Annotated in this window: 31 protein-coding genes; 11 read left to right on the plus strand and 20 right to left on the minus strand. The window is 70.7% G+C overall.

What is annotated here, in order from left to right; translation table 11 throughout:
* Window positions 1-229 precede the first annotated feature (229 nt).
* Window positions 230-937: an alanyl-tRNA editing protein gene (locus EYW40_RS01105; RefSeq protein ID WP_135819786.1), complete on the minus strand. Its 708-nt coding sequence runs from the start codon at window positions 935-937 to the stop codon at window positions 230-232.
* A 113-nt stretch (window positions 938-1050) separates the two neighbouring features.
* Here EYW40_RS01105 and EYW40_RS01110 point away from each other — a divergent pair, with 113 nt between their 5' ends.
* A complete protein-coding gene (locus tag EYW40_RS01110) occupies window positions 1051-1734 on the plus strand; it encodes an HD domain-containing protein (RefSeq protein ID WP_135819787.1) in 684 nt (227 codons plus the stop codon).
* Here EYW40_RS01110 and EYW40_RS01115 read toward each other — a convergent pair.
* The 5 genes from EYW40_RS01115 to EYW40_RS01135 form a co-directional block, all read right to left on the minus strand.
* Window positions 1731-2408: a LysE family translocator gene (locus tag EYW40_RS01115; RefSeq protein WP_135819788.1), complete on the minus strand. Its 678-nt coding sequence runs from the start codon at window positions 2406-2408 to the stop codon at window positions 1731-1733. The two genes, EYW40_RS01110 and EYW40_RS01115, sit on opposite strands and share 4 nt — an antisense overlap.
* 86 nt (window positions 2409-2494) lie before the next feature.
* Entirely contained in the window at window positions 2495-3139 is a 645-nt protein-coding gene (locus tag EYW40_RS01120; RefSeq protein WP_135819789.1) for a TMEM165/GDT1 family protein, read from the minus strand.
* On the minus strand, window positions 3136-3825 hold the full coding sequence (locus tag EYW40_RS01125) for a metal-dependent transcriptional regulator (RefSeq protein ID WP_135820598.1): 690 nt from the start codon (window positions 3823-3825) through the stop codon (window positions 3136-3138). The genes EYW40_RS01120 and EYW40_RS01125 overlap by 4 nt, the downstream gene beginning before the upstream one ends.
* Window positions 3826-3941: 116 nt before the next feature.
* Window positions 3942-5135, minus strand: coding sequence for a threonine synthase (locus EYW40_RS01130; protein ID WP_135819790.1), 1194 nt, complete (start codon window positions 5133-5135; stop codon window positions 3942-3944).
* A gap of 82 nt (window positions 5136-5217) precedes the next feature.
* On the minus strand, window positions 5218-5604 hold the full coding sequence (locus EYW40_RS01135) for a DUF7344 domain-containing protein (protein ID WP_202614403.1): 387 nt from the start codon (window positions 5602-5604) through the stop codon (window positions 5218-5220).
* Window positions 5605-5757: 153 nt separating this feature from the next.
* Between EYW40_RS01135 and EYW40_RS01140 the strand changes: the two genes are divergently transcribed.
* Window positions 5758-7029, plus strand: a complete 1272-nt coding sequence (locus EYW40_RS01140) for an NAD(P)/FAD-dependent oxidoreductase (RefSeq protein WP_135819791.1) — start codon at window positions 5758-5760, stop codon at window positions 7027-7029.
* On the opposite strand, the gene EYW40_RS01145 is transcribed toward EYW40_RS01140, so the two are convergent.
* Together EYW40_RS01145 and artA are read right to left on the minus strand one after the other, a co-directional pair.
* Window positions 7024-7710 (minus strand): metallophosphoesterase, encoded by a 687-nt coding sequence (locus EYW40_RS01145; RefSeq protein ID WP_135819792.1) that lies wholly within the window; start codon window positions 7708-7710, stop codon window positions 7024-7026. The two genes, EYW40_RS01140 and EYW40_RS01145, sit on opposite strands and share 6 nt — an antisense overlap.
* Window positions 7710-8672, minus strand: a complete 963-nt coding sequence (gene artA, locus EYW40_RS01150) for an archaeosortase A (protein ID WP_237560548.1) — start codon at window positions 8670-8672, stop codon at window positions 7710-7712. The genes EYW40_RS01145 and artA overlap by 1 nt, the downstream gene beginning before the upstream one ends.
* Before the next feature lie 154 nt (window positions 8673-8826).
* Between artA and EYW40_RS01155 the strand changes: the two genes are divergently transcribed.
* Window positions 8827-9609 (plus strand): DUF7839 domain-containing protein, encoded by a 783-nt coding sequence (locus EYW40_RS01155; RefSeq protein ID WP_135819793.1) that lies wholly within the window; start codon window positions 8827-8829, stop codon window positions 9607-9609.
* 22 nt (window positions 9610-9631) lie between these two features.
* On the opposite strand, the gene EYW40_RS01160 is transcribed toward EYW40_RS01155, so the two are convergent.
* Both EYW40_RS01160 and EYW40_RS01165 read right to left on the minus strand, forming a co-directional pair.
* Complete coding sequence (locus EYW40_RS01160) at window positions 9632-10237, minus strand: J domain-containing protein (protein ID WP_375137139.1); 606 nt, start codon at window positions 10235-10237, stop codon at window positions 9632-9634.
* 40 nt (window positions 10238-10277) lie between these two features.
* Window positions 10278-11054 (minus strand): PHP-associated domain-containing protein, encoded by a 777-nt coding sequence (locus EYW40_RS01165; RefSeq protein ID WP_375137140.1) that lies wholly within the window; start codon window positions 11052-11054, stop codon window positions 10278-10280.
* A gap of 94 nt (window positions 11055-11148) precedes the next feature.
* Between EYW40_RS01165 and EYW40_RS01170 the strand changes: the two genes are divergently transcribed.
* On the plus strand, window positions 11149-11448 hold the full coding sequence (locus EYW40_RS01170) for a DUF7565 family protein (protein WP_135819794.1): 300 nt from the start codon (window positions 11149-11151) through the stop codon (window positions 11446-11448).
* A gap of 135 nt (window positions 11449-11583) precedes the next feature.
* On the opposite strand, the gene EYW40_RS01175 is transcribed toward EYW40_RS01170, so the two are convergent.
* The 5 genes from EYW40_RS01175 to EYW40_RS01195 all read right to left on the minus strand — a co-directional run bounded on the left by EYW40_RS01175 (window position 11584) and on the right by EYW40_RS01195 (window position 16164).
* Window positions 11584-12021 carry a transcription elongation factor Spt5 gene (locus EYW40_RS01175; RefSeq protein WP_135819795.1) on the minus strand — a complete coding sequence of 146 codons (438 nt, stop codon included), beginning with the start codon at window positions 12019-12021 and terminating at the stop codon, window positions 11584-11586.
* Between the two features lie 3 nt (window positions 12022-12024).
* Window positions 12025-12195: a protein translocase SEC61 complex subunit gamma gene (locus EYW40_RS01180; RefSeq protein ID WP_135819796.1), complete on the minus strand. Its 171-nt coding sequence runs from the start codon at window positions 12193-12195 to the stop codon at window positions 12025-12027.
* Window positions 12196-12279: 84 nt separating this feature from the next.
* Complete coding sequence (gene ftsZ / locus EYW40_RS01185; RefSeq protein ID WP_135819797.1) at window positions 12280-13416, minus strand: cell division protein FtsZ; 1137 nt, start codon at window positions 13414-13416, stop codon at window positions 12280-12282.
* 79 nt (window positions 13417-13495) lie between these two features.
* Window positions 13496-14815 carry a D-aminoacyl-tRNA deacylase gene (locus EYW40_RS01190; RefSeq protein ID WP_135819798.1) on the minus strand — a complete coding sequence of 440 codons (1320 nt, stop codon included), beginning with the start codon at window positions 14813-14815 and terminating at the stop codon, window positions 13496-13498.
* Window positions 14816-14859: 44 nt separating this feature from the next.
* On the minus strand, window positions 14860-16164 hold the full coding sequence (locus tag EYW40_RS01195) for a sodium:calcium antiporter (protein WP_135819799.1): 1305 nt from the start codon (window positions 16162-16164) through the stop codon (window positions 14860-14862).
* Window positions 16165-16251: 87 nt separating this feature from the next.
* On the opposite strand from EYW40_RS01195, the gene EYW40_RS01200 reads away from it, so the two are divergent.
* The 4 genes from EYW40_RS01200 to EYW40_RS01215 all read left to right on the plus strand — a co-directional run bounded on the left by EYW40_RS01200 (window position 16252) and on the right by EYW40_RS01215 (window position 19117).
* Entirely contained in the window at window positions 16252-17052 is an 801-nt protein-coding gene (locus EYW40_RS01200) for a shikimate dehydrogenase (protein WP_135819800.1), read from the plus strand.
* A gap of 45 nt (window positions 17053-17097) precedes the next feature.
* Window positions 17098-17646 (plus strand): helix-hairpin-helix domain-containing protein, encoded by a 549-nt coding sequence (locus EYW40_RS01205; protein ID WP_135819801.1) that lies wholly within the window; start codon window positions 17098-17100, stop codon window positions 17644-17646.
* A gap of 123 nt (window positions 17647-17769) precedes the next feature.
* Window positions 17770-18627, plus strand: a complete 858-nt coding sequence (locus EYW40_RS01210) for an aminotransferase class IV (RefSeq protein ID WP_135819802.1) — start codon at window positions 17770-17772, stop codon at window positions 18625-18627.
* Window positions 18628-18694: 67 nt separating this feature from the next.
* Window positions 18695-19117, plus strand: a complete 423-nt coding sequence (locus EYW40_RS01215) for a Rieske (2Fe-2S) protein (RefSeq protein ID WP_135819803.1) — start codon at window positions 18695-18697, stop codon at window positions 19115-19117.
* A 26-nt stretch (window positions 19118-19143) separates the two neighbouring features.
* Here EYW40_RS01215 and EYW40_RS01220 read toward each other — a convergent pair whose 3' ends face one another.
* The 3 genes from EYW40_RS01220 to EYW40_RS01230 all read right to left on the minus strand — a co-directional run bounded on the left by EYW40_RS01220 (window position 19144) and on the right by EYW40_RS01230 (window position 21466).
* Window positions 19144-19284 (minus strand): rubrerythrin-like domain-containing protein, encoded by a 141-nt coding sequence (locus EYW40_RS01220; protein ID WP_135819804.1) that lies wholly within the window; start codon window positions 19282-19284, stop codon window positions 19144-19146.
* A gap of 112 nt (window positions 19285-19396) precedes the next feature.
* Window positions 19397-19687 (minus strand): transcriptional regulator, encoded by a 291-nt coding sequence (locus EYW40_RS01225; RefSeq protein ID WP_135819805.1) that lies wholly within the window; start codon window positions 19685-19687, stop codon window positions 19397-19399.
* A gap of 54 nt (window positions 19688-19741) precedes the next feature.
* Window positions 19742-21466, minus strand: coding sequence for a radical SAM protein (locus EYW40_RS01230; RefSeq protein ID WP_135819806.1), 1725 nt, complete (start codon window positions 21464-21466; stop codon window positions 19742-19744).
* Between the two features lie 92 nt (window positions 21467-21558).
* On the opposite strand from EYW40_RS01230, the gene EYW40_RS01235 reads away from it, so the two are divergent.
* From EYW40_RS01235 to EYW40_RS01240, 3 genes are all read left to right on the plus strand, one after another.
* On the plus strand, window positions 21559-22464 hold the full coding sequence (locus EYW40_RS01235; protein ID WP_135819807.1) for a hypothetical protein: 906 nt from the start codon (window positions 21559-21561) through the stop codon (window positions 22462-22464).
* A gap of 67 nt (window positions 22465-22531) precedes the next feature.
* Window positions 22532-22690, plus strand: a complete 159-nt coding sequence (locus tag EYW40_RS19780; RefSeq protein ID WP_202614404.1) for a DUF7559 family protein — start codon at window positions 22532-22534, stop codon at window positions 22688-22690.
* A 40-nt stretch (window positions 22691-22730) separates the two neighbouring features.
* On the plus strand, window positions 22731-23156 hold the full coding sequence (locus EYW40_RS01240) for an Hsp20/alpha crystallin family protein (RefSeq protein WP_135819808.1): 426 nt from the start codon (window positions 22731-22733) through the stop codon (window positions 23154-23156).
* A gap of 8 nt (window positions 23157-23164) precedes the next feature.
* On the opposite strand, the gene EYW40_RS01245 is transcribed toward EYW40_RS01240, so the two are convergent.
* Together EYW40_RS01245 and katG are read right to left on the minus strand one after the other, a co-directional pair.
* Window positions 23165-24274 carry an NAD(P)/FAD-dependent oxidoreductase gene (locus tag EYW40_RS01245; RefSeq protein ID WP_135819809.1) on the minus strand — a complete coding sequence of 370 codons (1110 nt, stop codon included), beginning with the start codon at window positions 24272-24274 and terminating at the stop codon, window positions 23165-23167.
* Window positions 24275-24356: 82 nt separating this feature from the next.
* Complete coding sequence (gene katG / locus EYW40_RS01250) at window positions 24357-26495, minus strand: catalase/peroxidase HPI (protein WP_135819810.1); 2139 nt, start codon at window positions 26493-26495, stop codon at window positions 24357-24359.
* Window positions 26496-26558: the final 63 nt, after the last annotated feature.

Raw genomic sequence — 26558 nt, forward strand, 5'->3', positions numbered from 1 at the left:
GACCGGCAGACTACGGACGGTGACTCGGGGAAACTCGTCGCCGAAGGAAACGCCGCGGGTAGGAGTCGAACCTACAACCCGTCTCCGGGGCCGGCCGAAGCCGGTGGGCTCGCGCTCGTGCCCAGCCACGGCACAGTTCGTCCGAGGCGCGGCAGGGAGGTAGTAATGTGCCGGCTACGGGCCGGGAACGCACCGGCTACGGCGGGGGACGACCCCAGTACCCGTACGGTCAGTCGGACAGCTCGAACGAGAGCCGCTCCTCCTCGGGGCCTTTCGTCTCCCGCCCGGTCGCGGTGAACTCGCCTATCGCGTCGGTGTTCGAGACGTGCGTGCCGGCGCAGGCGGTGCGGTCGTAGTCGCCGACCTCGACGATCCGGACCTCGGTGATGCTGTCGGGGAGCAGGTGGATCCGCGTCCGGTCGGGGTCGAGCGTCTCCTCCGCCGTCTCGCGGTCCAGTTCGTACCACTCGACCGGCATCGACCGCTCGATCAGTTCGTTCATCCGGGCCGTGACGTCCGCCAGGTCCGTCTCCGTGAACCGGTCGTAGCCGCAGTCGATGCGCGCCCGGTCGGCATAAAGCTGGTTTCCGGTGGTCTCGGCGTCGTACTCGTCGAGCAGGAGCGCCGAGAGGAGGTGCTGGGCGGTGTGATAGCGCATGTGTGCCTCGCGGCGCTCCCAGTCGAGTTCGCCCCGCACCGTCGTCCCCGCCGGCGGCGGGTCGCCGTCGAGCGCGTGGTAGATCGTGTCGCGCTTTTGCACGTCGGTCACCCGCCACGTCTCCCCGTCAGCCGTGAGCGTCCCGGCGTCGGCGGGCTGGCCGCCGCCCTCCGGGTAGAACAGTGTCCGGTCGAGAACGGCGCGGTCGCCGGCCACCCGTTCGACGGTTGCCTCGAACGACCGCCGGTCGGAGTCGTCCAGATAGATCGCTTCGGTCACGGTGGCAACTGACGGCGCGGGAACTTAATTCGCGGTGTCGTAACGCTAAAGAGTCGAACAAACGTTTGTTGACGTAGCAATGAACACCGGATCTACGCTCTGGGGGTGGTGGTGTGGGGGTTGAAATAAAGGAGTCCCGCGTCACCGACGAGGAGTTCGAGGAGATGGCGGCCTTCGTCTTCGAGTATCTCGCGGCCAGCGTCGAAAACGAGGACGAGGGCGGCCGCATGCGGTGGTACCCGTGGCACTCCGCGGACTACCGCCACAACCACATCCTCAACGTGGTCGACCTCGCCGAGGAGATCGCAAAACGCGAGGGGGCCGACGTCGACGTGACCCGGGTCGCCGCGCTGTTTCACGACATCGCCAAACTGGACGCCGAGCAGGACGTCCACGCCGAGGAGGGCGCTCGCGTCGCCCGCGAGTATCTGGAGACCCGCGGGGAGTACCCCCCGTCGTTCGTCGACGCCGTCTGTAGCTCCGTGGCCGACCACTCCTACCAGGGCGACCTGACCGACCTGCCGCTGGAGACCCGCTGTCTCATCGAGGCCGACCTGCTCGACAAGGTTGGGGCGAACGGCACGGCGCTGATGCTCCTGCGGATGGGCTACGAGGCCCGGACCCACATGGACGCCGCCGAGATGGTCGAACGCGTCCTAGAGCGCGGCCGCGACGCCGCCGACCGCGTGCAGTCCGACACCGCGGAGGGGATCGCCCACCGCCGGCTGAAGCGGGTCAAGTGGTTCCGGGAGTGGCTCTCCGAGGAGGTCGCCGGGATGGACGAGTTCGACAGTTAGAGCAGCGTGCCGGCGGCGTCCGAGAGGAAGACGACGCCGAAGATGGCGAGGACGCCGGCGCTCGCGTAGGCCACCGCCGGCGCGAACGCGTCGATCCGCCGCCCCGCGCCGACGAGCGTCGCGGGGAACCCGACGATCCAGAGGAGGATGCCGCCGAAGAAGCCGACCAGCAGCGTCGGCGACCCGGTCTCGACGACGAACGTGCCCGCGAGCGCCGACCCGAGATACGGCATCGGCTCGAACACGTCGAGCGTCCCCGGTTCGAGCAGGCCGACCCCGAGCGTCAGCCAGAAGATGACCTGATACGGGTTCGTCAGCGCGAGGACGAACGCCTTCCGGAACCCGCGGTCGTCGGCCACCTCACCCTCGTCGACGAACCCCTCCGTCGCGTCGGCGAACGCGTCGTAGGCGAAGTACAGCATCAACACGCCGCCGACCCCGACCATGACGGCCCGGAGCGTCGGCAGCCGGTCGACGACGGCGACGGCGCCGAACAGGGCGAGCACGAAGAAGATGGCGTCGGCGGTCATCGCACCCAGCCCCGCCTTGAACCCCGCGACCCACCCCCGCAGGACGCTCTCCTCGGCGATGATCGCGTTCATCGGGCCGGGCGGCGCGGCCAGCGCCAGCCCGAAGGCGACCCCGGCGACGGCGGAAGTCAGCACGTTCGACACGTCGCCATCTGGGAAGCGGACCGACAAAAATCGCTCGACAGCGGCGAGCACGGCGGAGGCGGCGGCTCCGGGCGGCGACCGGCACCTCACAGCGGGAGGAAGGAGGTCCCGAACGCGTACGACGCCGCGATGTCGGCGGCGAACAGCAGGAAGATGGCCGCCGAAGCCAGGTAGAGGTACCGCTTGACGTCGTACTCCGCCAGCGCGTCGGCAAAGCGGTGGAAGAAGTACGCGTTCGCCAGGCTCACCGGGACGATGGCGAGCATCTCGCCGGCCCAGATCGCCGACCCGGCCGCGTACTGGGTTGCCAGCCCGATGGTGATGAGCTGGGTCTTGTCGCCGAACTCGCCAAACGCCATCACCGAAAACGAGGGGACGAAGCCCGCCATCCGGCCGTCGCCGGCGACCTCGACCTCGGAGAGCAGGCCGCCGTCCGTGACCGCCGGGGCGTCCTTCTCGGGCAGCGAGTACAACAGCATCCCGGCGAACAGCACGAACAGGACGGCGGTCGCGGCGTCCAGATAGAACTCCGGGAGCGCGCCCTGGAGCGCCTGCCCGAGGGCGATCTCCAGGACCGTCCAGCCGCCGAACGCGCAGGCCGCGCCCGCGACGACGACCGCCGGCCGGTACTTCGTCGCGAGCCCGGCGATCACGAACTGGCCCTTCTCGCCGGGCAGGGCGAGCAACTGCGCGGTGAAGGCGATCGTCAGGACCTCGACCCAGCCGGTCATGCTTCCTCGACGACGAGTTCGTCGCGCTCCTCGGCCGGCGCGACGCGGATCGACCGCGCGACCGACTCGGGCAGGCTCTGCTCGTCGCCGGCGACGGCGACGGTCACCATCCCGAACGGCGCGACGTCCGTCACCTCAACGACGGTGCCCGGCACCACCCCGGCGTCCTGCAGGTAGGCCAGTTCCTCGGCGTCGCGGTCGCTGACGCGCTCGACGCGGACGCGGTCGCCGGTCCCGTGCTGGTCGAGGCGCGTCCCGCCGCCCTCGTCCGGCGGCGTCAGGTCGGCCCCCGGGATGGGGTCGCCGTGCGGGTCGACCTCGGGGTCGCCGAGCGCCTCAGCGACGCGGCGCTCGAACTCCTCGCTGATGTGGTGTTCGAGCGCGTCGGCCTCCTCGTGGACCTCGCTCCAGTCGTAGTCGAGGTGTTCGGTGAGATACGCCTCCAGCAGCCGGTGGTGGCGCACCACCTCGACGGCGACCGTCTCGCCCTCCGCGGTCAGTTCGACGCCCTTGTACTTCTCGCGCTCGACGAGGCCCCGTTCGCCGAGGCTGTCGAGCATGCTCGTCACCGTCGGCGAGGTCACGTCGAGGTACTCCGCGATCCGCGAGGTGCCCACCGGCGCACCCTCGTCGCGCTCGAGGTAGTAGATCGCCTTCAGATAGTCCTCCATCACGTCGCTCAACATCACGACGAGGATTAGATGGGTCTAAACCTTATACCTGGCGCGTCTAATTCGTCGTCGGCCGCGTGCCCAATCCTGAGTCGTTCTCCGGGCTAAAACTGAACGACTGTACGGTTCCGCTACACCCCCTGGCCCATCAGGTGGCTCCGGAGGATGTCGTCGTCCTTGTTGCCCGCGCCGGTGTTCAGCAGGACGACGGTGTCGTCGGGGCCGAACTCGCCGCGGTCGGCAAGCGCCATCGCGCCGCTCGCCGCCGCCGCGCAGGTCGCGCCCATCTCGACCCCCTCGTTCTGGGCGACGGTGATCGCGCTCGCCAGTATCTCGTCGTCGTCCGTGGCGACCGCACCGCCGTCGCTCTCGCGGAGCGCCTCCAAGATCAGCGGGCTCGCGCCGGGGTCGGGTATCTCGATCCCGCCGCAGATGGTGTCGGGCGTCTCCACCGGCTCGTGGCGCTCCCGGCCCGCCTCGAACGCCTCGACGATGGGCGCACACCCGGAGGCCTGCGCGGCGTACATCGACGGCAGTTCGTCGGTCAGGCCGAGGTCGCGCAGTTCCGTCGCGGCCTTGTGCATGCCGACGAGGCCGACGCCGCCCCCAGTCGGGTAGACGACGGCGTCGGGCACGTCCCAGTCCTCCTGCTCGACTATCTCGTACAGCATCGTCTTCTTCCCCTCGTGGCGGTACGGCGTGACGAACGTCTGGAGGGGGTACCAGTCGTCGTGCTCGTCCAGCGCGTCCTCGTAGGCCGCCCCGGCGTCGCCGATGCGGCCGCCGACGACCGTCATCTCGCCGCCGTGGACGTTCACCATCGCCTTGTTCGTGAAGCCCGCCCGCGAGGGCAGGAAGACGTGCGAGTCGAGGTCGGCCCGCGCCGCGTAGGCCGAGGCGGCCTGCCCCGCGTTGCCGGCGGAGGCCAGAGCCACCTCGTCGGCCCCGTGCTGGACGGCGGCGGTGACGGCGACGGTCTGTCCGCGGTCCTTGAACGTCCCCGTCGGGTTCCGCCCCTCGTCTTTGATCAGCACGCGGCCGACGCCCAGTTCGTCGGCGAGGTCGGGACACTCCACGAGTTGCGTCGCGCCCTCGCCCATCGACACCGCCGCGTCGGCCGGAAACGGCAGCAGTTCCTGATAGCGCCACATCGTCTCGAACGGCCGCTCCGCGAGCGTCTCGCGGTCCAGATCGACCGCGTCGTAGTCGTACGCCGGGTCGAGGATCCCCCCGCAGTCCGGACAGCGGTGGGACGCCGTCGCCGCGTCGTGTCGCTCGCCGCAGTCCACGCAGTCGAGTCCGAGAAACGCGTCCGTCGTCTCCATGGGCGGACCTCCGGGCGGCCGGACCAAATGCCTGTCTCTCCGGCCGCGGCGGCCGGCCCCGCGGGATGTCGTCCGGGTTCGCCTACAGCGCCGCCCTGACCGCGTCCTCGGCGTCGGGGGAAAGCGCCACCATGGTGCTCGTCGGATCGTACTCCAGCAGCCCGGCGTCGGCGAGCTTCGGCAGGTGGTTGTGCCGGAGCCGGACCTCGACGCGCTTTCGACGCCGGTCGTCGACCGCCTCCCGGATCCCGTCGCCCCTTCGGGCGGCGACCTCCGCGGCCACGTCGGCCCGCGACACCATGTAGCGGTTCAGCAGCAGGTACTCCAGCAGATACCGCCGGTCGGGGTCCGACACGGCGTCCCGAGCCGCCGACTCGGCGACGGCAACCTCGTGCTCCTGGCCGTCGGTTGTTCCATCCTGCGAGTCGTCGTTCGCTTCCTCCCACCGTTCCGCGCGTGCGATTCTCATCGTCCGTACCGAACGGCCGGACGGGGTTAACCGGCGCCCCAAACCGTTTTGGGTCGGACCGGCCGTCGCCGGCCGGCCGGTCGCCCGCGCCGCGTCGCCGGCGGAGGGAGCCGTCTCGCAGTCGTTTAGTGTGGCGCGCCCCACCGTTCGGGCATGTCGAAGGACGCGACCGTCGCCGTGGTCGGCGGCGGCCTGGCCGGACTGGTCGCCGCGCGCCGCCTCGCCGAGGCCGGCGTCGACGTACAGCTGTTCGAGCGCGAGGCCGAGGTCGGCGGCCGGGTCCGCACGACCCGCGAGGACGGGTTCGTCTTCGACCGCGGGTTCCAGGTGCTGTTTACGGCCTACCCCGCGGCGGAGCGCGAACTCGACCTCGACGCGCTCTCGCTTCGCCGGTTCACTCCCGGCGCGTGCATCGCCCGCCCGGGCGAGCGGTCGATCCTCTCGGACCCGTTCCGGGACCCCGGAACGTTCACCGACTCGCTGTTCAACCGCGAGGTGACGACGCGGGACAAGCTGCTGACGCTGAAGCTCCGGCGCGAACTGGGGAACAAACCCCGCCGCGAGATATTCGAGGGGTCGGACCGCTCGATCCGGGCGTACCTCCGCGACTACGGCTTCTCGGAGGCGTTCGTCGAGAACTTCGCCGCGCCGTTCTACGGCGGGATCACGCTGGACCGGTCGCTGGAGACGTCCAGCCGCGTGTTCGAGTACACCTTCCGCGCGCTCTCGTCGGGCGCCATCGCCGTCCCGGCCGAGGGGATGGCGGCGATCCCCGAACAGCTCGCAGCGGCGGCCCGGGACGCCGGCGCGGCCGTCGAGACGGACGCGACCGTCGACGCGGTCGAGCCCGCGGGCGACAGGGCGACCGTCTCCGTGGGCGGCGAGACGGTGACCGCCGACGCGGCAATCGTCGCCGCCGACCCGCCGTCCGCCCGTGAGCTGACCGGGGTCGACCCCGTCCCGACCGACGCGCGGGCCTGCGTCACGCAGTACTACGCCTATCCCGCGGCCAAGCGACTGGACGCCGGCAAGCGGCTCATCCTGAACGCCGCCGACGCGGACCCGAACCACGTCGTCGACCTGACGGCCGTCGCGCCGGAGTACGCGCCCGACGACACGACGCTGCTCTCGGCGACGTTCCTCGGCGAGCGCTCGGAGAGCGACGCCGAACTCGCCGACCTGACCCACGAGGCGCTGGCGTCGTGGTACCCCGAACACAGCTTCGCCGACCTCGAACGCGTCCGCACGGAGCGCGTCCCGTTCGCGCAGTTCGCCCAGCCGCCGGGGTTCCGCGAGTCGCTGCCCGGCGTTCGCGCGCCCGACGGCCCCGTCTACCTCGCCGGCGACTACACCGCGTGGTCGTCGATAAACGGGGCGATGGAGAGCGGCCGCCGCGCCGCCGAGGCGGCCGTCGAGGACCTATAGGAAGCGCCGAAGCTCGCCCAGCGGCGGGAAGTCGAGCGCCTCGCCGGCGTCCTCGTCCCACACCACCGGGCGGAACACGTCCGGGTCGGTCACGAGCGGCGAGGCGAAGTCGGCCGCGCCCATTCCGTTGACCGCGACGCCGGCCGCGAGGCGGGTGAACGCTGGCAGCATCACCACGTCCGCGCCGCGGTACGCGCCCTCGCCGACGAGGTAGCAGGGGCGCTTTCGGCCCTCTATCTCGACCGCGGGGTGGTCGTGGCCGACCACGTAGCGGTCGGCGTCGGCGTCGGGCAGTTCGTGGCCGTGACAGACGACCGTCCCGCCGTCAGCGAGTCGGTACTCCGCGGGCGCGGGGCCGTCGTACACCGCCGATAGCTGGCTGTCGTGGTTGCCGGGAGTGACGACGAGGTCCGCCCCGGCGCCGTCGGCGGTCGCCCGGAGGCGGTCGACGGTCTCTCCGACGCCGTGCGGGACGCGGTCGAACGCCTGCAACAGGTCGCCGCCGACCACCACCTCCGCGGGCGCGAACTCGTCGAGGAGCGCGGCCACGCGCCCGGTCAGGTCCGACCGCTCGCCGAGCGGGAACTCGACGTTGGAGGCGGCGGCGCGGCCGGCGTGGAGGTCCGTCAGCACGAGCGCGTCGGCCGCCGGGAGGTAGCAGGCGCGGTCGCGAAGGCGCATCACTCGCCGCCGTCGGCCCGGACCGGCTGGCCGAGCGCCTCGGCGAGGTCGTACTCCGTGCCCGTCAGCACGAACAGCGCCTCCTCGATCACGTCGAGCAGTTCGGGGAGTTCGCGGACGACGAGCCACGTGATCCCGACCAGGGCGACGACCGAGAGGCTCTGGCTGATCACGCGGTCGGCGATGAAGAAAGAGGTGAGGTTCGGGTCCTGGTAGCCGGCGAACTCCGTGGCGACGTACACGAGCGCGTCCTGCTGGAACCACTGGTTGCCGAACGCGACGGCGATGAACACGTTGCGGGCGACGTTCAGCACCCAGATGATGGCCACCGCGAGCCCGAGCGCCTTCGCCTTCCGGCGCACCGGCGCACGCACCGCGGCGATCAGCCCGCCGAAGATGGCCATGCTCCCGATGCCGGTGCAGGCGGTGACGATGTGGGTCGTGTACGTGTGGCCAGCGCCGTCCTCGAAGACGAACATGCTCAGATACCCCTGCACGGCGACGTCCTTGTCGACGGGGACGAGTTCCGGGGAGTAGCCAAGCGCCGTGATGACGGCGTACGTCTGGCCCGCGACAGTCTCGACGAGGAACCGCCGGAAGAGCGGGATCGTCTCGGCCGGCAGGTAGATGAGACCCATCGCCCCGACGGCGTGGGAAAGGGTCAGCAGCGACTCCCGGCCGTCGTACAGCAGGTAGCCGGTGTAGATGCAGGCGGGGACGGCAACGAGCGAGAGCGTCCCCTCGATGAGGCTGCGCATCTCGAACCAGAACGTCGGGAACACGGAGAGCCAGAAGACGCCGAACAGGCCCCACGTCCCGCTGGCGACGTAGCGGGCGACCGTCCGGCGGCCGGCCCAGGTGAGCGCGGACGCGAGCACGAATGCCGCGACCACGACCCAGGCGAGCGCGTCGGAGACGGCCGCGAGGGGGGCGAAGGCGTCGGCGACGGAGAGGGCGATCACGTTCGGGTATCTGGTAGCGTCGGAATAAAGAGTTGACGGCATCCCGTCGGGCGCACACGAGCGCGGGTACGTCGGCCGCGGCCCGCCCCGCCGGAACGGTCCCGAGACGGCGGCCGTCGGGGGGTTTTTTATCCGCGCGGCCGACCGTGGCCACATGGCCGACGTCCTCGAGAACAAACGCGCCGCGACGCGGTTTCGCATCCTCGTCGAGATCGCCGACCGGCAGCCCGCCGTGAGCCAGGGGGAGATCGCCGACGCCGTCGGCGTCACCAGCCAGGCCGTCAGCGAGTACATCCGCGAACTGGTCGACGACGCGCTCGTCGAGAAGGAGGGGCGGTCGCGCTACCGCGTCACCAAGGAGGGCGTCGACTGGCTCCTCCGGGAGGCGACCGACGTCCGGCGCTTCGCCGACCACGTCACCGACGACATCCTCGGGAGCGTCGGGGAGGACGCCGCCGTCGCGACCGACCGCATCGCGGAGGGCGACGCCGTGACGCTCTCGCTCGTCGACGGCCTGCTCCACGCGACCCCCGGCGAGGCGGGACCGGCGACCGGCGTCGCGACGACCGACGCCGAGGCGGGCGGCGACGTGGGCGTCACCGGCTTCGAGGGGATCATCGACCTGGACCCCGGCTCGGTCACCGTGTTGCAGGTGCCGCCGGTGCGCTCGGGCGGGAGCGGGGCCGTCGACGCCGACGCGCTCGCGGCGGCCTGTGCCGACGCCGGCGTCGTCACCGCGTCGGGCGTCGAGGCGGTCGTCGCGCTGGACCGGGCCGGCGTCGACCCGGACACGACGTTCGCCGCGGGCGAGGTTGCGGCCGACGCCGCCGGGCGGGGGATCGACCCCGTCGTCGTCGCCACCGCGGACAGGGTCGGCCGGGTGACCGACGCGCTGCGGGACGCCGACGCGTCGTACGAAGTGACGGACGCCGCGTAGCCTCGCCCGGGGGAGCCGAGCGTCAGGTCGTCCCCGAGTGTTCGCTGGCGAGCGCGTACGCCTCCCGCACCCGCCGGAACGACTCCTCGTCGCCGCCGTGGTCCGGGTGGACGTCCTTGACGCGGTCGCGGTACGCCGACTTGACGTCGTCCGCGGTGGCGTCGGGCGGGAGGCCGAGCGTGTCGAACGCGGCGGCGACCGGGTCGTGTTCGTCAGTTTCGAGGGTCAGTTCCGGCGTCTCGAACGGCAGTCGCTCCCCGAGGTGGACGCCGGGCATCTCGTGTTCGATGAGCACGGCGTGGGTCGCCGACCCCTCGATCCGGAAGTACGCCTGCGCGTCGAACGTCACCGCGACGCCGCGCCGCGGCAGGTAGAAGGCGACGTGTTGCCCCTCGACGAAGTGGTCCTCCGCGTACGGCTCGTCGATCCGCTGGAGGTACTCGCGGATCTCCGCGCGGCGCTTGCTCTCGCCGGTGAAGCCGTCGCTCGCGTCGGCCGTGTACTCCCGGGACGCCGGGAACAGTCGGGCACCTGCGGCGAACACGCCCGCGGCGACGAGCGTGAACGCCCCGCCGATCGCCAGGCCGACGACCAGCCAGTTCGGCAGCGACCAGAGCCAGTCGGACACCACGCCGCGCGCTACGGGTTCGCGCTCAAAGAACCTGCCGCTAGTACGCCGCCACGTCGTCGAAGGCGCCGTCGTAGGCGATGTGGCGCGGATGCGTCGGCTCCGTCCCCGAGAGGAACACCCGGTCTATCTTCCCCCACGTGTTCTCCCAGGCGAGGTGGGCCTGCTCGGCGAACCGGCGGCGGCGGTGGGCGAACCCGTGCCGGTGCTCGACGCGCCGGGGCGCGCCCCCCTGCAGCGCCGCGACGACCGACTGGCCCGTCACCTCGCCGTCAAGCGCCTCGCGGTCGAACGCCGTCCACGCCTCGCCGACGGTCGCCACGCGGTGCGCGTACGACGAGCCATACGGCGGCAGGTCCTGCCGGACCGCGACGGTGCGTGCCCGCCGGTTCCCGCGGTCGGTCATCTTCGGGTTGTACGTCTCGACGCCGTCGATCGCGTCGCGGTACTGCCGGATCGACGACTCGCTGAGGCTGACGTTGAGAAACTCCGGGTGCGGGACGAGCACCGCCGCGTCTTGGCGCCGCAGTTCCGCGATCGCTCCTTCGAGCGTGATGAAATCCGGGATCGGGTCGGTGAGGCCGACCGCGAGCAGGTGCTGACGGTTCCGCCAGTCCCCGGTGAACACCTCGCGGCCGGGGATCACCGTCAGGTCGTCGTCGGAGTACGCGTCCGCGGCGGCTTCGATGTCCGGAAGGCGGGTGAAATGCGGGGCGTACACCAGCGCGTCCAGCCCGCGCTCCTTCGCGCGGCGGACGACGCGCTCGTCGAGTACCTTCACGTGCATGTCGACCCGAACCTCGTCGCGCTCCGTCACAGAGTGGGGTTTTCGGAGCGCCTAATTATGGGTTCTGATTCGACCCGTCGGCGGTCGGAAAAGTCTATACGGCGTGACGCACATCCCCCTTGCAATGGCCTGGGAATGCGGCATCGACGGGTGCGGGGAGCAGTTCGCCGACGCGGAGAGCGCCATCGTCCACCAGACGAACGACCACGAGCGCCGCGAGTGCAAGGTGTGTGGCGTCGTCGTGCCGGACGGCTACCTCGCCATCCGCCACGCGTTCGACGAGCACACCCGCGCCGAGTACGTCCGCGCGTACGGCGCGGACTCCGAGGCGGTCCGCCAGCGCGAGCAGGTCAAGGAGGCGATAGAGGCCGAGGCCGACCTCCAGCAGGTCGTCGACCGACTGAACGAGGAAGGGACCGCGTAGCGGTCAGCACCGGACCGTATGAGGGACGGGGAGGCATCGCTATTCGTTTACGCGGCGTGAAGAACTATCCTTTTTGTGCGTCTCGCGGGTCGCTTCGCTCCCCGCTCGACCGTTCCGAGGAACGCTTCGCGTTGCTCAGCGTTCCTCGCTATCCAGCACGCGGATCTGGTCGCCGCGCACGGTGACCGGGATCGGAACCGTCGCCTCGTACAGTTCGACGGTGACCTGGTCCTTGCCCTCGTCGATGCGCTGGACCTGCGCCTTCTCGCCCTTGAACGGACCGGCGATGAGTTCGACGATGTCGCCCTCGGCGATCCCCTCGACGTCGGGCTTGGGCGAGAGGAAGTGCTCGACCTCCGAGATACCGCTCTCGCCGGGGACCATGCTGCGGGCGTGGGGGATCTCCTCCAGCACGCGGGAGATGATCCCGTCGTTCTCGGCCTCGACCATCACGTAGCTCGTCAGCGAGTCGGGCGCCAGCGCGGCGTGGATGTCGTCCTCCTCGCGGTTCATGATCATGTCCGCGACGGTGCGCTCCTGGCTCGCCGTGGTTTTGACTGCGTAGATCGGCATCGGTCAGGCCCCCGGAACGAACGTCATCACGATGTAGATCAGGAAGCCGAGCAGACCGACGAGCAGGATGCCTGCCCCGGCGATCTTGGCGATCTGGGAGAACTCCTCCCAGGACGGGGTGCTGGCCATCTTCAGCACCCGCACGTACGAGGTGAGGTCGTATGGGACTTTCATACCGGCCAGTAACGCGTGGGCCTTTTTCTATCTATTGCTCCGGGCCGCGCCGGTCGTTTGCGAAAAAAGCGTCGGACGGCGTCGCTATTCGACGTAGTCGATGTCCTCGGCGCGCTGGGACGCCTGCTCCTGTGCGGCCTCGTTGCGGCCGTAGATCTGGGGCGACTCGACGCCGGTGACGACGATCATCGTCCGCATCGACCCCTCCAGGGTCTCGTCGATGGAGGTGCCCCAGATGATCCGGGCGTCGGGGTCGATCCGGTCGTATATCTCCTCGACGACGCCCTCCGCCTCCTCGATGGACATGTCGTTGCCGCCGGTGACGTTGACCAGCGCGGAGTTCGCGCCGGAGATGTCCACGTCGAGCAGCGGCGAGCGCAGCGCCGTCTTCACGGAGTCCTGGGCCTTCGCGTCGGAGTCGGACTCACCGAGGCCGATCATCGCGACGCCGCCCCGCTCCATCACGGTGCGGACGTCGGCGAAGTCGAGGTTGACGAGGCCGGGCTTGGTGATGAGTTCGGTGATCCCCTTGACCGAGCGCATCAGCACCTCGTCGGCCACCTTGAACGCCTGCCGGACGGGCAGTTTGCCCACGGAGTCAAGCAGGCGGTCGTTCGGCACGACGATGACCGTGTCGCTCACGTCGCGCAGGCGCTCCAGGCCGGCCTCCGCGTTGGTGCGGCGGACCTCGCCCTCGGCGGTAAAGGGCGTCGTGACGATGGAGATAGTGAGCGCGCCGGACTCGCGGGCCGCCTTGGCGACGACCGGGGCGGAGCCGGTGCCGGTGCCGCCGCCGAGGCCGGCCGTGACGAAGACCATGTCCGAGCCCTCGATGGAGTCCATGATCTCGTCCTGCGATTCGAGGGCGGCCTCCTCGCCGACCTGCGGGAGCGAACCGGCCCCGCGGCCCTCGGTCTTCTGTTCGCCCATCAGGATCTTCGTGTCGGCCTCGATGCCGACCAGGTGCTGGACGTCAGTGTTCGCCGCCACGAGCTTCGCACCGTGGATGCCCTCCTCGGCCATCCGGTCGACGGTGTTGCCGCCCGCGCCGCCGCAGCCGACGACCGTGATGTTCGTCTGGAGGTCCTCGAGGACGTCCTTCAGCTCGTCGTCCGTCATCTTCCCCGTCGCGTTCACGTCGTCGTGGGCCGCCGGGTCCCGCGGGTCAGCCGCCCCCTCCTCCTCGGCCTCGTCGATTGCCTCGTCTACGATCGAATCCATTCTTGGAACCACCTATTTGATGCAGGTTAATTACCTTTCCCCCAAGCGGACGACGCGCGTCAGACGGGGTAGGAACGGCCTAGAGGTCGAAACGGCGCGTTCGCTCCGTGCGGACGTCAGCGGGCCGTATCGTCTCGCCGTCGACGGTGACCGACTCGCCGGCCGAGAGCTTCCCGAACGCCGGCCCCTCGGGGACGCCGGCCTCGCGGGCCAGCGACGGGTCGAACGCCGTCTCCTGCGCGACGACCGCGCCGTCCTCGCGGCCCACCTCGTCGTACCCCTCGGCCAGCACCGCGACCAGCGCGTCGACGACGGCGTCGCGGCTCCCGTCGGCGGGGACGGCCGCGCCCGCGCCGAGGCGGTTGCCGTTCTCGCTCGTCTCGAACGCGACGGTCTCGCCGGCGACCGCTGCGCGTGCCGCCGCTTGGTCGATCCCCTGGGCCTCGTCGACCAGGTCCGCTGGCAGGGAGACGACGTCGAACCCGTCGGCCGCCGACCGGTCGCCGAACCGCAGGCCGTCGTCGACCGTCGTCAGCGCGTCCTCGACCGCCTCGACGGCGTCGAGCGGCCGGTCGTCGACCTCCCGGACCCACGTCTCGCTCACGACGCGGTAGCCAAGGTCGGCGACGACGCGCTCCAGGTCGGGGTAGTCGCCGTCGAGGACCGCGTACGACGCGCCGCTTCGCTCGAACGCGCGCCGGACCACCTCGCGGTTCGCCGCGGGGTCGCCCATCGCGTCGAGACACCAGTCGGCAGCGATGTGGCCGACGGCCCAGTCGGTCTCCCGGACGATGCGGGTGAACCGCGGCCCGTAGTGGCCGCCGCCGAACCCGACGAGCGTGCGCTCGCGGTCGGGGGCGACGCCCCGCAGGTCGAGGATGGCCCGGGCGACGGCGCGCGCCCCCTCGGGGTCGGCCCACTGTGCCTCGTCGCTTCCCAGTTCGACGAACATCGACGGGACGCCGACCCGGCTGGGGCCGTGGTGGGTACACTCCATCCCGGCGTCGTAGCCGTCGGGCGCGTGCTCGGCGAAGGCGGCGACCACCTCGGCGTGGGCGTTCGGGCAGGCCGCCGCGAGGTCGCCGGACTCCCCGCCGTACTCCGCGGGGCCGAAGTTCCCGGTGAAGTGGGCCGTCAGCAGCGGCCCGGTCTCCCCGGAGTGGCGCGACGCGAACACGAGGAGGTCCGGGTCGTCGAACGCCGCGGCCGCGTCGTCGACGTGCAGGTGGAGGTCGTCGAACGTCCGCAGTTCGAAGCCGTCGGTCCGGTGGTACTCGCCGCCGCCCGCGGCATCGGGGCGGGCGTCGTCGGTCAGGCGGTCCCAGTCGGCCAGTTCCAGCAGATGCTCGCCGAGGTGCTCGGAGGCCGAGTCGGCGCGGCTGACGACGATCGCTATCACTGGAGGTGGGTCGGCGGGGGTCGGAAAAAAGCGTGTCGAAGCCGTCAGTCGGACTCGGCGGCGGGCTGGCTGTTCGTCGCGTCGGCCTTCGCGAGCCTGCCGACCGTGCGGACGTCGTCGAGGCGCGTCGCGAACATCGCGAGGCCGATGGCTATGTAGAGGACCGTGTACGCGATCAGCAGGTCGTACGTGGTGATGAACTCCACCACGCCCTGGATGTGCAGGTACTCGACGAGCACCTGCGAGACGAACAGGACGAGCAGGGCGACGGCCTCGCGCATCGAGATGCGGAAGTTGATCAGCACCGCGAGCGCGAAGAAGCTCTGTGCGGCCGTGATCCATATCTCGGCGGCCTGCTTCTGGTTGAACTCCAGCACGCCGTACGCGCCCTGCGAGATGCTGAAGACGACGCCCAGCGTCCCGATGAGCAGCGTCCACTGGTTCAGCTTCGAGGAGATGAGCGCGTTGAACGCCGCGGTCGTCCGCGCCTTGTTCACGAGGTACGCGGTCACGATCAGCTCCGGGCTCTCGCTGGCGAGCGGCGCGACCCACTGGATCATGAAGAACTCGGGGATGCCGTACTGGATGCCGATGTTCTCCAGCCCGTGAGCGAACGGCTCGACGGCCGTGAAGATGAGGAACCCGGAGTAGCCAAACAGCACGAGCACCGAGGGGATCCGGACGCGCGCCGGCGTCCGCTGGAGGTACGCCGGCACGCCGACGTGGGCCTCGTCCTCCTCCGGTTCCCCGCGTATCACGATGCCGATGTAGACGACGTAGATGCCGACGAGGATCAGCATGTCGAGCGCGTCGATGCCGCCGTTCATCGGGACGAAGAAGGCCCACAGCGTCGCCAGCGCGAGGAAACACACCTCCGTCGCGATGCTGCGGTCCAGCAGAACGGTGTCGGTCAGGAAGCCGTCGTTGTGCTCGACGGCGACGTCCCCGCTGGCCTTCGCGCGGTAGATCGAGAACAGCGCGATGCCGGACCACCCGAGGCCGATGAGGATGCGGTTCGCGCCGGTCATGTTGGCGACCGCGAGGTCGCCCGCGCCGGTCCGGCCCTGCCCCGCCTGCCAGGCGTACAGCGCGTCGACCGCGTACTCCGGGGCGACCGCGAGGATGGCGAGCACCGCGATGGCGAACGCGCGCGGCACGTCCTTCTCTGCCGTCTCGGCTCCCCAGGCGAGCAGGAACGACGCCGCGAGGACCGAGAGGCCGCTGACGGCGACGGTTCCGACGTTGCCGAGCGATTCAGCGCCGCCGGTGAAGTAGACGCCGAGCCACGGGAACGTCAGCAGCGTCGTCACTGCGACGGCGGCGAGCGGATGTCGTAGCCGACTGGTCATCATGGGGAATCTGAGCCACGGTACAGGTAGTTCTTGCGTTGTCGGGAGAGCGGACCAGTTATTGTCACACGGCCCCCCGTACGAGCCATGCAGGTGTTCGGACTGGTCGGCAACCCCGTCGGTCACTCGCTGTCGCCGCCGATGCATGAGGCGGCCTACGATGCGCTCGGGATAGACGCCCGCTACGTCACGTTCGAACCGGCGAAAGACGAGGCCGAAGCGGCGGTCCGCGGAGCCGACGCGCTCGGCGTCGCGGGGCTGAACGTCACGATCCCGTTCAAGCAGTCCGTGCTGGACGCCGTCGACCCGGACGGGATGGCGGCGCGGATCGGCGCGGTGAACACGGTCGACTTCGGCGGCGAGCGCCCGACCGGCCACAACACCGACGCCGAGGGGGCACGCCGGGCGCTCGCCGAGGCCGGAGCCGACCTGGAGGGCGCGACCGCCGTCGTCGTCGGCGCGGGCGGCGCGGGGCGCGCGGTGGCGTTCGGGCTCTCGGACGCCGGCGCGAGCGTCAGAGTCGCAAACCGCACGGAATCGACGGCACACGACCTGGCGGACGCCGTGCCGGGCGCGTCCGGTCACGGCCTCGACGCGCTGGCCGACCTGCTCGGGGACGCCGACGTGCTCGTCAACGCGACGAGCGTCGGGATGGAGGAAAACGCCACGCCGGTGCCCGCCGACGCGCTCCACGGCGGCCTGACGGTGCTCGACGCCGTCTACACGCCGCTTGAGACGCGCCTGCTGCGTGACGCCGCCGCGGCCGGCGCGACGACGGTCGACGGCGCGCGGATGTTGCTGTACCAGGGCGCGGCCGCGTTCGAGCGGTGGACCGGCCGCGACGCGCCGGTCGCCGCGATGGACGACGCGCTCCGCTCGCAGCTCTGACCCGGGCGGACGAGTTTAAGTAGTGCGACTATCTATTGTCAGGCAATGGTACTGAAAAAGCTGAAATCGTTGCTGGGGTTCGACGACGACGACGATGCCGACCGGCAGCGCGACATCGGCGTGACGGTCGAGCGCGAGCCGGCGGAGTCGCCGGACGCCGAGACGGAAGCGGCGGTGAAAGGGACGGACACGGCGACCGAACCGGACGACGCCGACGCCGACGAACTGGATGATACCGACGAGCAGGACGACGCCGACGAGGCGGACGACGAGTCCGACGAAGCGGCGTCCGAGCCGGAGGTCGAGGAGGAACCGGAAGAGGCGGAGGACGACTCCGAGGATGACGAGGCGGACGCAGAGGGGGAGCCCGCCGAGACAGAGGACGAGGACGAGGCGGAGGCCGACGCGGAGCCGACCGGCGACCCCGTCGACGAGATCAAGGGCATCGGCCCGGCCTACGCGGAACGGCTGGCCGACGCCGGCGTCGAGACGATACCGCAACTGGCGGAGGCCGACGCCGAGTCCCTGGCCGAGGAGACCGACCTCTCCCCGAAGCGCGTCGGCGAGTGGATCGAGCGGGCGAAGGTCCGGTAAACCGCAAGCGACTCGGCGCGCGGCGACCACCGCAGAGACGTATGCCGGCGGCCGTCGCGTCCGACCGGGAACCGTTCCGTCGGACAGCGGCCGCGTCGGCGCCACGCGACTGATGGGGAACGCATGCAGTATCACGTAGACGGCGAACTCGTCCCGGCCGACGAGGCGACGGTGAGCGTCCGCGACCGGGGGTTCCGGTACGGCGACGCGGCGTTCGAGACGGTGCGGGCGTACGGCGGCGAGGTGTTCGAGTGGTCCGCCCACCTCGACCGCCTCCACCGCACCTGCGAGACGCTCGGCATCGACCACGGCGTCTCCGACGCCGACCTGCGGGTGCGCGTCCAGGAGGTGCTCGACGCGAACGGCCTCGACGACGCGGCCGTCCGTCTCTCTATCACCCGCGGCGACCGGCCCGGGACGCTGACGCCCGGCCCGGCGGCCGACCCGACGGTCGTAGTCGTCGCGGAGGAACTCCCGCGGGGCGGCGTCGAGGGGACGCCGGTCTGGGACGATCCCGCGGCCCTCCAGACGGTTAAGACCCGGAAGCCGGCGGACGCGGCGCTGCCCGCGGACGCCAAGACCCACAGCTACCTGAACGGGGTACTCGCCCGGAACGAACTCACGGACGGCGACGAGGCGCTGCTCCGGGGGCCGGACGGCCACGTCGCGCAGGGCGCGGCGAGCAACCTGTTTTTCGTCGACGACCGCGGCCTCCACACGCCGAGCGAGGAACTGCCGGTCCTGCCCGGCGTGACGCGCTCGGTCGTTTCCGACCTCGTTCGGTCGGAGACGGACGTCCCGCTCCACGCCGGCCGCTACGACCCGGCGGACGTGCGCGAGGCCGACGAGGCGTTCCTGACGAACACGAGGTGGGAGGTCCGCCCGGTCGCGACCGTCGACGGCATCGAGGTGGGCGGCGGCCCGGTGACGCAGTTGCTGACGATGCTGTTCGACCGCCTCGTCGAACGCCGGCACTACTGAGGGGCGGGCGGCGAGCCGCGCCGGCCGCTTTCGCACGTTTCAAACCGTCCGCGCGCCCAGGGGTGGCATGGACGAGCGCGACCGCATCGCGGACCTGGACGCCGTGCCCGACGACGGCACGCTGCTCTGTACCGTCCGGGACGGCTTCGACGAGGAGGAGGTGATCCTGACCCGACTCGGCGGCGACGGGTCGGTGACCGCCTGGCGCAACTTCTGTCCGCACTGGACCGACGTGCGACTCGACAAGGGGTCGGGCGCGTCGGTCCGCGACGGGGAACTGCTCTGTGCGAAACACGGCGCGACGTTCCGGCCCGGCGACGGCGAGTGCACCCACGGCCCCTGCGAGGGCGCGGCGTTGGACGCCGTCGACGTGACCGTCGCCGACGGCGGGGTGTTCCTCACCGACGACCGCTACGAGTTCGACGGCCTCGGCCCCGCGAGCGACGTGGATCTCTCGACGGGGGGCCGGATCGACTTCTCCGGGAACTAGTGACGGTCGGCGCGTCTGGGACGCGGCTACAGGTCCCGCGGGACGCCGAGGTTCAGCAACTCGCCGCCGCAGTCGCTACACCGGCCCGCCTCCGACGCGCTCGTCCGGGAACCACACTGGAAACATTCGTACACCGCTCCGTCGTTGGTCACGTCGTTCGGTCGCATACACCACGATATTTCGTGTGAACAGTTAACAAGAACCCTAAAATCCCTAGAACACTCCAATGTCGTACGAGGTTCCTTTCCCGCCGAAACTGGACGGATACCGTGTTCCCGGTCACTCGACCCGGAACGACGGCTCCGCGACCGCCTCGCTCTTGCACTCCGGGCAGCGCGACGGGCGGTTCGCGGGGTCGTCGAAGTCGGAGAAGCCACACTCCCGGCACTCCGGCGGCGCGACGAGTAGCTGTTCCCCCGTGCCGTCCAGCGACTTCGCGACGTGCTGAACGTGGGTGAGGGCAGCGTCGGCGGTGACGTCGAACTCCGCGGCGAGCGCGCTCGCCGAGAGCGTCTCCGCCCGGAGCCGGTCGGCGATCCGCTCGCGCGTCGTGGCGTCGGCTTCGCGCATGGCCGAACGGAGCGGTTCCTGGAATAAAGCTCTTCTAGACGCTCGACCGACCCGTCAGTCCGCGCGCTCGGGCGGCCGCGCCGTCGCGAACTTCCGGAGGTCGGCGTCGACGTCCACCGCGGCGGCGGACTCGTACGGCCGGTCGACGACGATGTCGCCCGCGCTGGAGCGGCCGACGCCGGGCAGCGCCCGCAGTTCGTCCATCGTCGCGCTGTTGACGTCGAGGGGGTGCGGGACGCCGGTCACGGAGCGGTAGCCGTGGTCGACGACTGCCACGTCGATGGTCCGCCCGAGTTCGCGCTCGCCCGGGATGCCGACCAGCAGCGGGTAGGTGCCGAGCTGTCGGCCGAACGTCTTGCCGTCCTGGTGGTACTCCAGGTGGACGTCCGGCAGGACGGTGCCCGGCGGCGCGACCCGCTGGAGCATCGGGTTGTCTATCTCCTCGCGGACCTCCTGCTTGTACTGCTGAAACAGCTGCTTGTGGTCCCTGGCCAGGTCCGCGCCCGTCTCGGCCATGTCGGTGCCCTCGAACGCCATCACCTGCCGGATATTCACCCGGCGGAGCATCAGCCCCTCGTCGTACACCCGCCGGAGGAACTCCCTGTTGTGCTCGAACGTCTCCTCGCGTTCGCCTTTCAGCCCGTGGAGCAGGTTGATCCCGGGCAGCAGCTTCGGGAGGCGGTCCGGGGCGTCGTCGCCGGTGGAGGGGCCGCGGGCGTCGCTCCCTTCCCCGGGCCGCCAGCCGGCCTCCTCGTTGACTATCCGGACCGCCTCGAAACACTCCTCGGTGGTGACGTTGAGGTTGTTCTCCTCCTGGACGAGCGGGTCGGCCGACTCCAGCCCGAACGCCGCCGTGTCACCGGGCGTGTTGTGCTCGGCGATGACGCGGATCCCCTCGCGGGCCAGTTCCGGCCACTCGACGACCGTGATCGGGTTCATGTTGTCGAGGTGGAGCGTCTCCAGGTCGGGCGCGACATCGCGGATCCCGCCGTACAGGTCCCGCAGGGCGTCGGGGTTGGGCTTCTCGCCGTCGCCGCCGTACGCGAGGATGTCGGCCTGCCGGCCGAGCCGGAAGTGATGGACGCCGCGGTCCGACAGGGCGTCGACCTCGTCGACGACGGATTCGGGCGGCCGGAAGTCCGGGTCGCCGTACATCGGCTCCGTACAGAACGAGCAGCGGTACGGACAGCCCCGGGACGTCTCCAGTTCGGCGATGAGGTAGTCGGGATGGTTCGGGTGCTGTTCGACGACGAAGGCCCCCTGGCGCGCCCAGCGCGTCTCCTCGGGGACGCCGCGGTAGCGGTCCTCGAACCCCTCCAGGCCGTTCGCCACGATGTCGTGGGCCGCGGCCTCCACGTCGGCCATCGCCAGGAAGTCGAAGTCCAGGTCGTCCCGGGCCGTCTCGCTCGCGCCCTCGTTGGCCTCGCCGACGCCGAAGCGGACGGGGCCGCCCATCATCGAGACGCCGTCGGCGGTCCAGGCGAGTTCGCGCACCTCGTCCGGTTCGGCCGGGGTGCCGCCGACGTACTTGCCGGGGACGGTCATCCCGCCGATGTAGACGAACAGGTCGGCCTCCTCCACGTCGCGCCAGCGGTTGCGGTCGTCGCGCAGTTCGTCGATGGTGTGGTACGTGATCCGCTCGGGCGGCACGCCGGCGTCGACGAGCGCGCCGGCGGTGTACCGCGGGTACGTCGAGACGTACGGCGGGACCCCGAAGTGGGCCGGCTCGTCGACGTAGCCGTCGACGAGCGTCACGTCCAGGTTCGCGGGGTCGGTCATGGGACGCCGTAGACGCTCGACGGGTAAAACGGGTGCGATGCGGCGGGCGGGAGTCGCCGGGTTTTACTCCGAGCGCTCCGATCCTCGACGCGATGCCCTCCACACGACGCGACGTCCTCCGACTCGCCGGGGTCGGGGCGACGGCGGCCCTCGCCGGGTGTAGCGACGCCTTCGGCGGCCCCCTGAACGAGACTACCGCCGACGACGGATCCGCCCCCTCCCCGGCCCGCGGCTGGCTGTACGACCCGACGGACTACGAGGACCAGACGTCGCTGACGGCGACGTTCCAGTCGCCCGCGCGACTGACCGCCGCTAGCGACCACCTCGCCGACGAACTCCCCCCGGAGGTGCCCGGCCTGCGCTTCGACGCGACGCTCCCGCCCGACGAGACGGAGTGGTCCGTCCTCGTGGCCTCGCCGCTGTTCGAAGGTCCCTCCCTGTTTGCCTGCGGCGGGGGCTTCGACGCGGAGACGGCCGCCGAAAACGCCGACGCCTACACGGCCACGAACCGGGAGCCGACCGGCGAGGAGACGGTCGGCGACCTCTCGGTCCGCCACTACGGCGACGACAGGCACGGCGCTTCGCGCGAGGGGCTGGTGGTCTCGGCGAACGCCGCGTCCGCCGCGGAGTTCCGGGCGCTGCTGCAGACCGACGAGACGCTCGCCGACTCGGTCGCGGGGTCGGAGTCGCTCGTCGCCCGCACCGGCTTCGACGAGGCGGCGACGCTCGCGCTGAGCCGTGACTCGGGCAAGTGGGTCGGCTGGGGCGTGGGCTACGATATCGGCGGCGCTGAGACGCGGGTGACGCGGACCGAACTCCGGACCGACCGCGACGCCGACGCGGTCCGGGCGCTCGGCGAGGCCGTCGACGGCCTCACGGACGTCACGGCGGAGGAGCAAGGCGACCTGGCGTGGCTCGAGGGGACCGCCTCGACCGACCGCTTGGCGTTCGACGGCTCGCTGTTCAGCGTCATGGAACTGCCCTACGGCGGGGAGTGACCGCCGCCCGCGTGGACGGGTTTCGCCCTCCGAAAGCCCCTTTTCCGTCCTCTACGAACGGAGGAGTATGCCCAAGACCGAGGAGATCAAGTGCACCAACGACGACTGCGAGATGGACATGTTCGAGAACCGCTACACGTACGACGTGCCCGAGGACTTGACCCTCGACGACCTGGTCTGCCCGTACTGCGCGGAGACGGAGGGCCTCGAACGCATCGAACTGTAGCGCGCCAGATTTACGCGGCTGGACGACGTACGATCCGTCAATGACGCTACGAGAGATCGGCAAGTCGGTGAGCGACGCCGTGGTCAAGGGAGTCGGCCGGGCGACGAGCCGCCTCCAGGAGTCCCGCTCGCTCGCGGCCGACGTACTGGAGAGCGACGACGACTTCCTGGTCGTGTTCGACGCGCCGGGCGCGAGCGGCAGCGACGTACAGGTCCGGTTCGCGGAGGGCGCGGTGCTGGTCCGCGTCGAGCGCTTCCGCGACTTTCACGAGGGGTTCGAGATGCGGTTCCCCGGCCGCGGGCTCTCGCTCGACGGGCGCGCCGAACTCCCGGAGGGAGCGACCGTCGACGCCGAGGCCGCGACGGCGACGCTGACCGACGCCGGCGAACTCCGCGTGCGGCTGCCGAAGGTCAGCGAGAGCGACGCCGGCGACGCCGTCGAAACGACCGTCGACACCGACGCCTGAGCGCCGCCCTACTCCTCGACGGTCATCCCCTCGACGATGGCGAACTCCTCGTCGCCGGTGAACCGCGTCGGGTCGAACTCGGGGATGCCGTCGCCGCCGAGCATCTCCGCAGCCACCGCCTCGCCCAGCGCCGGCGAGCGCATGAACCCGTGGCCCTGGAAGCCGCTGGCGACGAACAGCCCGTCCCGGAGCTCGCCGAGTAGCGGGTCGCGGTCCGGCGTCGCACAGCAGAGCCCGGCCCACGCGTCGGTCACGTCGGCGTCGTGGCCCGTCCGCGCCGCGATCCCCTCGCGGGTCGCCGCGACGAACTCGTCGTCGGCGTCGCGCGCCCAGTCGTCCGGGTCGCTCTCGACCTCCTCGGTGCCGTCGCCCGCGAGCAGGCCGTCGCCGTAGGGGCGCAGGTAGAACCCGCCCGTCGCGTCGTAGGTCAGTGGCACGTCCGGGCCGTCGGCGGTCGTCAGCGCCTGCACGCGGTACGGTTTGAGCGCCACCGCCACCCCCGCGTCGGCGAGCAGCCGCTTCGTGTGCGCACCGGCGGCGACGAGCACCGCGTCGAACGCGCGCTCCTCGCCGTCGACTTCGACGCCGAGCGGGTCGGTTCGGACGCTCGCGGCGGCGTTCGTCTCGACCCGCGCGCCCGCACGCTCGGCCTTCGACGCGAGCAGCGGCGGGTACGTCTCGGGGTACACCCGCCCGGCGTCCCGCGCGACGGCGGCGACCGCCACGTCGTCCGTTCGGAGCGCGGGCCACTCTGCGGCGAGGTCGTCGGGGTCGAGCAGTTCGACGTCCCGCCCGTGGTCCCGCATCCGGGGCACCTGCTCACGGATGGCGCTGGCACGTTTCTCGTCGCCCTCGCGGGCGAGCCAGACGTACGGCGTCTCCCGGAACTCGAACTCGCCCTGCCTGGAGAACTCGCGGAACCGCTCGACCGCGCGGTCGGCCACGCGGGCGTCGACGTCCTCGGCGAAGGCGTCGTACGCGATCCCCGCGGCGCGGCCGGTGCTGCCGCTCCCTAGCTCGCCGCGCTCGAACAGCGTCACGTCCGCCCCCTGTCGGGCCAGGTCGTACGCGGCGGTCGTGCCGACCGCGCCGCCGCCGACGACTGCGACGTTCGTCATGCGTGGGGCTGCGGGCGGCATCCACTTGGGCGTAGCGTTGCGGTCGGGGAGAAAAGGGAGGTCTGTTACTGCCGGGAACTCGTCACTCGAGGTCGAAGCGGTCGAGCGTCATGACCTTGTGCCACGCCTCGACGAAGTCCTGCACGAACTGCTCCTCGCCGTCGTCGGCCGCGTAGACGTCCGCGATGGCGCGGAGCCGGGCGTTCGATCCGAACACGAGGTCGAGGCGGGTGGCCTCCCACTCGACCTCGCCAGTGTCGCGGTCGCGGACCTCGTACGTGTAGTCGCCGTCCGCCGACTGCTCCCACTCGTAGCCCATGTCGGTCAGGTTCACGAAGAACTCGTTGGTGAGCGCCCCGGGCTCCTCGACGAAGGCGGCCTCGGCGTCGCCGTGGGTCGCACCCAGCGCGCGGAGCCCGCCGACCAGGACGGTCATCTCGCTCGTCGTCAGGTTCAGCAGGTCGGCCTTGTCGACGAGCAGTTCCTCGGGCTGCTGGGCGAGGTCGTCGCCGATGTAGTTCCGGAACCCGTCGACCTTCGGCTTCAGCGCCTCGAAGGACTCCTCGTCGGTCCGGTCCGGGGCGGCGTCGACGCGGCCCGGCTCGAACGGGACGTCAACGTCGTAGCCGGCGTCGGCGGCGGCCTGCTCGACGGCCGCGGCGCCGCCCAGCACGATGAGGTCGGCGAGCGACACGCGCGTGTCGTCGGACTGCGAGGCGTTGAACTCCTCCTGGACCGTTTCGAGGGTCCGGAGGACCTCGGTCAGCTCCTCGGGCTCGTTGACGTCCCAGCTCTTCTGCGGTTCGAGGCGAAGGCGCGCGCCGTTCGCGCCGCCGCGCTTGTCGCTGTCGCGGTACGTCGACGCCGACGCCCACGCGGTCTTGACGAGCTGCTGGACGCTCAGGTCCGAGTCGAGCAGCTCGGCCTTGAGCTGTTCGGCGTCGACCTCGCCGATCCGGTCGTAGTCGGCGTCCGGCAGCGGGTCCTGCCAGATCATCTCCTCGTCGGGCACCTCGGGGCCGAGGAACCGCTCCGGCGGGCCCATGTCCCGGTGCGTGAGCTTGTACCAGGCCTTCGCGAAGTTCATCCCGAACTCCATCGGGTTCTCCTGGAACTCCTCGATGATCTCGCGGTAGTCGGGGTCGCGCTTCAGCGCGATGTCCGTCGTGAGCATCATCGGCGTCACCGACTCCCCGTCGTCGTGGGCGTCGGGCGCGGAGCCTTCCAGATCCTCGTCGACCGGGATCCACTGCCACGCGCCGCCCGGCCCCTTCTGGGCCGCCCACTCGTAGTCGAGGAGGTTGTCGAGGTAGCCCGTGTCCCACTCGGTCGGCGACTGCGTCCAGGGGCCCTCGATGCCGCTGGTGATGGCGTCGCCGCCTTTCCCGGAGCCGTAGTCGCTCTCCCAGCCGAGGCCCTGCTGCTCGATGGGGGCGGCCTCGGGCTCCGGCCCGACGTGTTCGTCGGGGTCGGACGCGCCGTGGACCTTCCCGAACGTGTGGCCGCCGGCGATGAGCGCCGCGGTCTCCTTGTCGTTCATCGCCATCCGGCTGAACGTCTGGCGGATGTTCTTCGCCGACAGCTCGGGGTCCGGGTTCCCGTCAGGCCCCTCGGGGTTCACGTAGATGAGGCCCATGACCGAGGCGCCGAGCCCCTCCTGGATCTCGCCGGCCTCGTCGAAGCGCTCCTGGGTGTCCATCTCGTCCTCGGGCCCCCAGTCGACGGAGTCGTCGGGCCGGTAGTCGTCCTCGCGGCCGCCCGCGAAGCCGAACGTCTGGAACCCCATCGACTCGATGGCGACGTTCCCGGCGAGAACGATCAGGTCCGACCAGGAGAGCTTCCGGCCGTACTTCTGCTTGACGGGTTCGAGCAGGCGGCGCGCCTTGTCGAGGTTCGCGTTGTCCGGCCAGCTGTTGAGCGGCGCGAAGCGCTGCCGGCCGCCGGCCGCGCCGCCGCGGCCGTCCCCGGTGCGGTACGTGCCGGCGCTGTGCCACGCCATCCGGATGAACAGCGGTCCGTAGTGTCCGTAGTCGGCCGGCCACCAGTCCTGCGAGGTCGTCATGACGGCCTCGATGTCCTCCTTCACCGCTTCGAGGTCGAGGTCCTCGAACTCCTCCGCGTAGTCGTAGCCTGCGTCCATGGGACCGACGTCCCCCGCGTTCTGGTCGAGGATGTCGAGTCGTAGCTGATTCGGCCACCACTCCTGATTGGACTTAGTCATCGTAGCAAAGTTGGGACTTTCGCGTATTAAACTTGTCTCATTGGATAACGAAGTTTGCTTCTG

The sequence above is a fragment of the Halostella litorea genome (assembly GCF_004785955.1).
Taxonomy (GTDB): Archaea; Halobacteriota; Halobacteria; order Halobacteriales; family Natronoarchaeaceae; genus Halostella; species Halostella litorea.